This window comes from Desulfobacula sp. (assembly GCF_021107415.1).
This window is the reverse complement of the sequence record NZ_JAIOSW010000502.1, coordinates 1-6512: the sequence shown is the minus strand read 5'-3', so window position 1 is coordinate 6512 and position 6512 is coordinate 1. Positions and strand designations below refer to the sequence as shown.

At 41.4% G+C, this 6512-nt stretch carries 8 protein-coding genes; all 8 read right to left on the bottom strand.

The genetic code is table 11. The annotated features are described in order from the left end of the window. On the bottom strand, window positions 1–827 hold an 827-nt coding region (locus K8S13_RS24915), incomplete at its 3' end, for a phenylacetate--CoA ligase family protein (protein ID WP_367172897.1). A 15-nt stretch (window positions 828–842) separates the two neighbouring features. Beyond that, window positions 843–1241 carry a hypothetical protein gene (locus K8S13_RS24910; protein ID WP_291466449.1) on the bottom strand — a complete coding sequence of 133 codons (399 nt, stop codon included), beginning with the start codon at window positions 1239–1241 and terminating at the stop codon, window positions 843–845. 34 nt (window positions 1242–1275) lie between these two features. Further along, window positions 1276–2226: an MBL fold metallo-hydrolase gene (locus K8S13_RS24905; RefSeq protein ID WP_291466447.1), complete on the bottom strand. Its 951-nt coding sequence runs from the start codon at window positions 2224–2226 to the stop codon at window positions 1276–1278. Between the two features lie 35 nt (window positions 2227–2261). Beyond that, a complete protein-coding gene (locus tag K8S13_RS24900) occupies window positions 2262–3269 on the bottom strand; it encodes a TRAP transporter substrate-binding protein (RefSeq protein WP_291466445.1) in 1008 nt (335 codons plus the stop codon). 111 nt (window positions 3270–3380) lie between these two features. Continuing rightward, entirely contained in the window at window positions 3381–4262 is an 882-nt protein-coding gene (locus tag K8S13_RS24895; RefSeq protein ID WP_291466443.1) for a PAS domain S-box protein, read from the bottom strand. A 14-nt stretch (window positions 4263–4276) separates the two neighbouring features. After that, window positions 4277–5266: a DHH family phosphoesterase gene (locus K8S13_RS24890; protein WP_291466441.1), complete on the bottom strand. Its 990-nt coding sequence runs from the start codon at window positions 5264–5266 to the stop codon at window positions 4277–4279. After that, window positions 5259–6362: a hypothetical protein gene (locus K8S13_RS24885; RefSeq protein WP_291466439.1), complete on the bottom strand. Its 1104-nt coding sequence runs from the start codon at window positions 6360–6362 to the stop codon at window positions 5259–5261. The genes K8S13_RS24890 and K8S13_RS24885 overlap by 8 nt, the downstream gene beginning before the upstream one ends. A gap of 58 nt (window positions 6363–6420) precedes the next feature. After that, window positions 6421–6507: a DUF1731 domain-containing protein gene (locus K8S13_RS24880; protein ID WP_291466451.1), complete on the bottom strand. Its 87-nt coding sequence runs from the start codon at window positions 6505–6507 to the stop codon at window positions 6421–6423. Between the last annotated feature and the right edge of the window lie 5 nt (window positions 6508–6512).

Sequence of the window (6512 nt, the reverse complement as noted above, 5' to 3'; positions counted from 1 at the left end):
TATCCCAGGTTTGTTTTCAGCCGCAACTGGTCTTTTAAAACGTTTTCAATACTCAACCTTGTTACCTCCGGCATAAGTTCCACTTTAAGCTTTATCCTGTCAACATCCCCTTGTTTATCCACGATCACCTCAAATTCATCGCCAAGACCATCAATGGATCGAACCACCTCTTCTATGGCTGCCGGTGATAACAGCACTCCCTTTACCTTTGTAATATCATCGGCCCGGCCAATGACACCACCACGGATCAATCTAAATGACCGGCCGCATGAGCAAGGCTGTGGATCCCATTCTATCACATCTTTGGAATCAAACCGGATGCAGGGCTGAGCCATCCTGTCCAGGGCAGTAATGATCATCTTTCCCTTCCGGCCGGGTTCTTCAATGATTTCACCGGTTTTAATGTCTTCAATCTCCACAAGAAACATGGCTTCATTGACATGCATACCGCAGGGCTGTTTGCTGCACTCATATGACCATGCACCGATTTCCGTGGCACCGGAGTGGTCATAAACTTTAGCACCCCAGGCATCTTCCATTCTTTTTTTCGTGCTGGGGATACCGGCACCCGGTTCTCCGGCACAGGTAATCTTGTTGATGGACAGCGAACTAGGGTCTATTCCCATCTTGTTCTTTGCCACATCCGCCATCCTCAAGACATACGTGGGTGTTGCCATCATGGCTGTTGCATTTAATTCCTGTATTTTTAATATACGGGACTGGGTATCAAGAACCCCACCCGGAACGACTTCGCAGCCCAGCTTTTCTGCTGCATAATGTCCGGCCCAGAAAGCCACAAAAATATTATATCCAAATGGAAGAAACACGCGATCATTCGGGCGTTATCCCTGGGCCCATAAAGCAAAAGACCAGCATTCCGACCACCATTCCCAGTCCTGCCAGGTATCAGGCTGATAAACCGGCTGTCCCGTGGTACCACTAGTCTGACGAAAGATTGAAACCTCTTCCAGAGGAACACACAGGGCATCTCCATAGGGAAAAGGATCTTTATTCTGAATGCCTCTCATCATGGATTTTTCAACTTTTGGAACCTTTTTGATATCATCCAGGGAACAAATATCATCCGGAGTCAGCCCGGCCGTATCATAGAGTGCTTTGTGAAATTTTGAGTGGGTATAGGCCCAGTTTAATATTCGCTTAAACTTTTTAAACTGCAAAAGCTTAAGTTTCTCCAGGGGCATTGTTTCTAAAACCGGATTCCAGTATTCCTGATGATTCATTGTACCCATCCTTTATTAATGATTTGGAATATTGCTAAAGTGTGATCCTGCTGCCAACACTGTTTAGAATAAAGGCATCGGGCATTTCCTCGGCAAACCGTGTAATTGCCTTGAACCCGGTACAATGCATTGGAGAAATCACCTGTACCGCCATCTTTTTCATTTCTTCAATTGTGGGCTCAATGGAGGGTTCCATAATCGCTCCACTCAAATGGAACCCTCCGATTACAGCATGAATTTTCTTGTTACCGGTTAATTCCCCGGCATATAAAACAGAATTTATGATGCCGGCGTGGGCGCATCCGGAAATTACAACCAGTCCCTTATTACCAAGATCTATGACTAGAGACTGGTCATCTTTAAATGTATCTGAAATAAACTCGTCATTATATTTGATCAGGGCTCCCGGCATTCCTTTTTCAAATGAAGTGGTCCGGGAAACTTCACCCGTAACCAGAATAGATCCCTGCCCCAGCAGAAGCGGTTTTTTATTTTCCACCACATCGGCTCCCCAGTCTTTAAGCTCATCCCTGGATGGAAACGCAGGGAAAGATAATTGTTCTACAGTGAATTGAATGACACGGGGGTGAAAAACATCCGGATGCAGGACGAGTTTTGTCCCTGCCCCGGTCAAAGCAATAATTTCCTTTAATGCCCCGACATGATCCATATGGCCGTGACTGAGAACTACTGCCTCAACCTCTTCCAGTGTCAGCCCCAGATAGTCAAGGTTGTAAGGAACTGCCACATTTGTATAGCCTGTATCAAGTACGATGGAATGTGTCTTTCCATTTGCCCGAACCTTCACCAGAAGAGAAAGACCATGTTCTGCCAACAGAGTATTTTTTGGAATGACGCCCTCCCTGGCAAGGGGAGGGCGGATGACGGTCTTGCTGCCCTGTAAAAGAACATCTGAATAATTATCTACAAGGGTTATAATCTCGACACTGTCTGCCTGACGTAAATTTAATGTTTTTTTTTCCATTTACACCCGCTCCTTGATTAATATGGATGCTGATTTTAATTTTCCAGGAATCTTTTTATAAATTCCACGGCTGCCCCGGCCGGAAGGCCCTTTTCTTCTGTTTTTTGTATATAACCATCAATAACGGGTTCTATGGCTGTTTTCCACTTTTTACCTTCTTGTTCTGTTAATGTGATCAGTTTTCCTCCCTTTGAAATCAAAAATTCTTCACCTTCAGCATCACTTGTATCCCAGGCTTCCCCGTGTTTAACAGTCCAAATTTTATTAATTTCTGTAATGATACTTCTTACATCATCGGGCAGGCCGGCCCATTTGTTTTTATTCATAACAACAAAAAATGTAGAGGTATTGGCAATGGGATAATCAAATGTGCCGTATTTGACGACATCTGCCATTCTCCATCCTTTGTTTACTTCCATCGGATAAATCGCTCCTTCCACCACGCCTTTTTGAAGACTTTGATAGAGTTCAGGCATTGGCATGGTGACCGGTATACCGCCAAGCGCTTTGACAACTTTTGCAGTTGTGCAGTGGGACCTGATTTTTATCCCCTTCAAGTCATCCATTACATGCACAGGTTTTTCCTTGGTATATAAAAGACCGGGGCCATGGGCATGGAGATACATTACCTTGACATCATCCAGTTCTTTGGGCTTAAATTTTTCATAAACCGCATTGGCGACGATTGTTGCAACCATACCGGTTTTATACCCAAGTGGAAGATCTACGGCTTCCATGAGCGGGAAGCGGCCCCGTGTATACCCGAACAAGCAGAGCCCAAGATCCGACATTCCCGAAACCACGCCGTTATAAACCTGTTTGGCTTTTGTCAGGGTCTGTGCCGGGTAATATTCTACAATAACAGCTCCATTGGTACGTTTTTTTACTTCATCACACCATGACTGGGCCAGTTTGCTTTGAATGTGCGTTGGTGGAAAAAAATTGGAATAGGTTAATTTAATGGGTTTGGCATGAAGAATTGAAGTAAAGAAAAATGCACTTAAAAAAACGGGAATAATCCAAAAATACGATAGTTTTTTCATTTTAATGATCTCCTTTAGGTTAAATTAATTGCCTGACCTCTTTCATATCCTGTACAAAATTAGTCCGCAAGAGGTATATTTCAGGGAAATAACAGGTATGAAATATACCTGTTATTTGGTGGTAAACAAAAAAGTTCTAAGATTTATATTTTTATTTGTGATTCCAATCTTTTTCCGGATACTCTTGCGATAGAATTCAATGGTTTTCCCGGATAAATTTAAAATATGCGCTATTTCCTTGGTTGTCTTCCCAAATTTTACCAGGTTGGCTACCTTGATTTCAGATGGTGTGAGATTTAAAAATTCCAGGGAAAACTTATGTAAAAACGGGGAAACAATGTCGTTCAAAGTTGATTCCATGATATCCAGGCATCCTTCCTGCCTTTCATTGAGCGGTGCTTGTCTCATTCTTTCAATATAGGGTATAACCAGTTCCCTGACATTTAACAGCATTCTTTCTTCAAGGATACTTTTATCTTCTTCTCTTTTCCTTAACAGGACTCTTAAGGCTGTATTCACTTCCTCAAGGCTTTTTGTTTTATCCTCAAGCTCCCGGGTTCTCTGTTTTACCATCATCTCAAGCAGGCTTCTCTCTTTTTTCTGCTTTGAAATATCCGTGATGACCGCAAAGCTGCCTTTAAAACTGCCCTTGGAATCAAAATAAGGGGTTGGGGTCATAATGGTATGAAGTTTAGACCCGTCTTTTTTTGTCCAGATAATTTCATAAGGTCTTCTCTCCCCTTTTCGTCGTTTTTCAAGTTGCTGGGAAAGAATTTTCTTATTATCATCATCTAAAAATTGATCCACTTTTTTTCCAATGATTTCATTCCTGGAACGTCCCCACATTTGACAAAGCATCTCATTGGCATAGGTTGTGACCTGATTTTCATCAATTTCGCTTAGCCCGTCCCCCATGGTTTCAACAAGGGTCCGGTACCGTTGTTCACTGGTGGATAATGCTTTTGCTCTGTCAGGCTTTTGTTTGATAATCAACCTCTTTAAAAAAATTATGCTATTTTCTTACCGGCTGTCTTCTCAATAACCGATATGATCCAGTCTCCAAGGGCTTTTTTGTTAACGGCTTTGATCTGTTTTCGAATCAGCTTTAACCCAAGCTCTGCCCTGGCCATTGTCTTATGGCCCCCGGCTGAACCATACATGGAAAACGCTTCTTTTGCCGTATTTCCCGCACCTTTTCTTAATCCGTCATTTCGAATAATAATGATCAGTTTTTTTTCATAAACACCGGAAATAACACTCCAGTTAATCCTTGCAAGAGTTAAAAAAAAATCTGCCACAACCACCAGTTCATCGGGTTTGGTGATGTTTCCCGCATGGAAAAAAACACGATTGTTAATCACTTTTCTTTGTTTTATGGCATGTCCTACAAATTCGAGATCTTCCTGGGTCAATGCCGTTCTTTCAACCTTGGTGACAATATTATTATCCGCAAACTGATAAAGGTATTGAAATGCCTTGATATCCTTCAGGCCTGCCTGCCGGGTAAAATCGGATGTATCGGTTTTAATCCCCAGCATCAGGGCTGCTGCAAGCCTGGGAGAGGGTTTTATTTTTTTTGATTTAAGGTATTGTGTCATAATGGTGGAGCAAGCGCCATAATCCGGTCGAATATCAACGTATGTTGCATCCTCACAGGTAAGAGGATGGTGATCGATAATGGCATCATAGTTAAATTCGGCAAACCGTTCATTATGGTCGGGCTGGGAGTCCACCACCACAAATCTATTAAAATCTTGTTTATCTATCTCATCAAGAGCTATCAGTCCAGGCTCTGTATATTCAATCATGGCGAGGTTATCCGGCCGGCTGATCTTGTTAAAATGGGCAATGGACACCTCGTTGACCTTTCGCCACAGCAATCTTTTAACCGCCATGGCACTGGCAATGGCATCGGGATCAGCATTGATCACCACAAGCACTTTTGAACTGCTTGAAAAAAGGCTTAAAAAACGCTTAAGTTTTTCCCGGTTATTCATCTGCAATTTTCCTCTTATTACTGCTAAAAAACAGGGTCAGCGTAATAAAAGAATATCCAATAATGGCAAGGATTGCAAACCAAGAGTAAAAAACGCCCAATGGTGCGAAAACAATGGCTGTCAGCCAGTGAATGCCTATCACTGTGACAGAATGCAGTTTTATTGGAAAATCATCAAACCTGCAGATGACAGACAGGCCGCAAAGGTTCCAGCCGTATAAAGAGGCAAATACATGCATGTGAAGCAACCATTTTATTTTTTGGGGATCATATCCTTCAGACATCTGCATGCAGATATATACAATGCCGGAAATGGCCGTCAAAATCAAAAATCCGATTCCAGAAGTTAAAAAGAGTTTCTGCTGAATATTATGTGCAAACTTTGTATAAAGTAAAAACACTATAACGACTGCTGTGAAAAGTGCGGATGTTATAAAAATCTGGGGGATAAACTTTTCAAATAAAATGAAAATAAAGAAGATGATCACCCCAAGGGTAATGGTCCAGAAACAAACCTCCATCACTACCTTGGCTGACGATCCTTCTATTTTTTTTAACATTGAAAAGACCAGAGAAAGCGTGATCAATGACAAAGGAAAAGAAAATCCCAAAAAAAATGTGTTCAGGGTCAGCTTTTCCATGGTCACAAACTTGAAATATTCATTATTCAAAATAACCAGGGATGCCATGACAATCCCCATGGAAAGGCATAGCAAAGATGCCTGGTGAAATTTTTCTGCTACTGGTTCTTTAAGGCTGATAAACTGTATTGGAACAAGTGAGAATTTCTCAACGCGAATTTTTTCCACCAGCACAAACAACGGAACCGAGATAAGAATGGTTATAGGATAGACTTTAAAAAAAGCAGAAAAAGCATAAATTAACGAGCACAAGAAAAAAAATTTGATGGTTTTGGAGATTTTCACCCTGCCCTGTGTGTAATACAAAAGGATGGTGCCACCGGTACAAAGATTAAAAAGAAAAATATGAAGCCTTTCAAAACTATAATTATCTGCCGGGAAATAAATATGAATGAATCCAAAAACAAGGGCTGTGATCATTAATATGGAAAATAGTATTTTTAATTTGATATTCATTATTAGGCACTCTTAAAATTATTTGTGTTCGTTGTTTTTCATTTGAAAAATATAAATTCTATCTGCCAAGCACATCTTTGAATGCAGGCAAAAGTGTTTCATGTTGAAACGAGAACCCATTATCCAAAAGCTTTGCCGGTCTCACCCGTG

What these genes read in the sequence shown, in the direction of transcription:
- K8S13_RS24910 (WP_291466449.1), bottom strand. Translation starts at nt 1,241, where the DNA reads ATGAATCATCAGGAATACTGGAATCCGGTTTTAGAAACAATGCCCCTG.
- K8S13_RS24905 (WP_291466447.1), bottom strand. Translation starts at nt 2,226, where the DNA reads ATGGAAAAAAAAACATTAAATTTACGTCAGGCAGACAGTGTCGAGATT.
- K8S13_RS24900 (WP_291466445.1), bottom strand. Translation starts at nt 3,269, where the DNA reads ATGAAAAAACTATCGTATTTTTGGATTATTCCCGTTTTTTTAAGTGCA.
- K8S13_RS24890 (WP_291466441.1), bottom strand. Translation starts at nt 5,266, where the DNA reads ATGAATAACCGGGAAAAACTTAAGCGTTTTTTAAGCCTTTTTTCAAGC.
- K8S13_RS24885 (WP_291466439.1), bottom strand. Translation starts at nt 6,362, where the DNA reads ATGAATATCAAATTAAAAATACTATTTTCCATATTAATGATCACAGCC.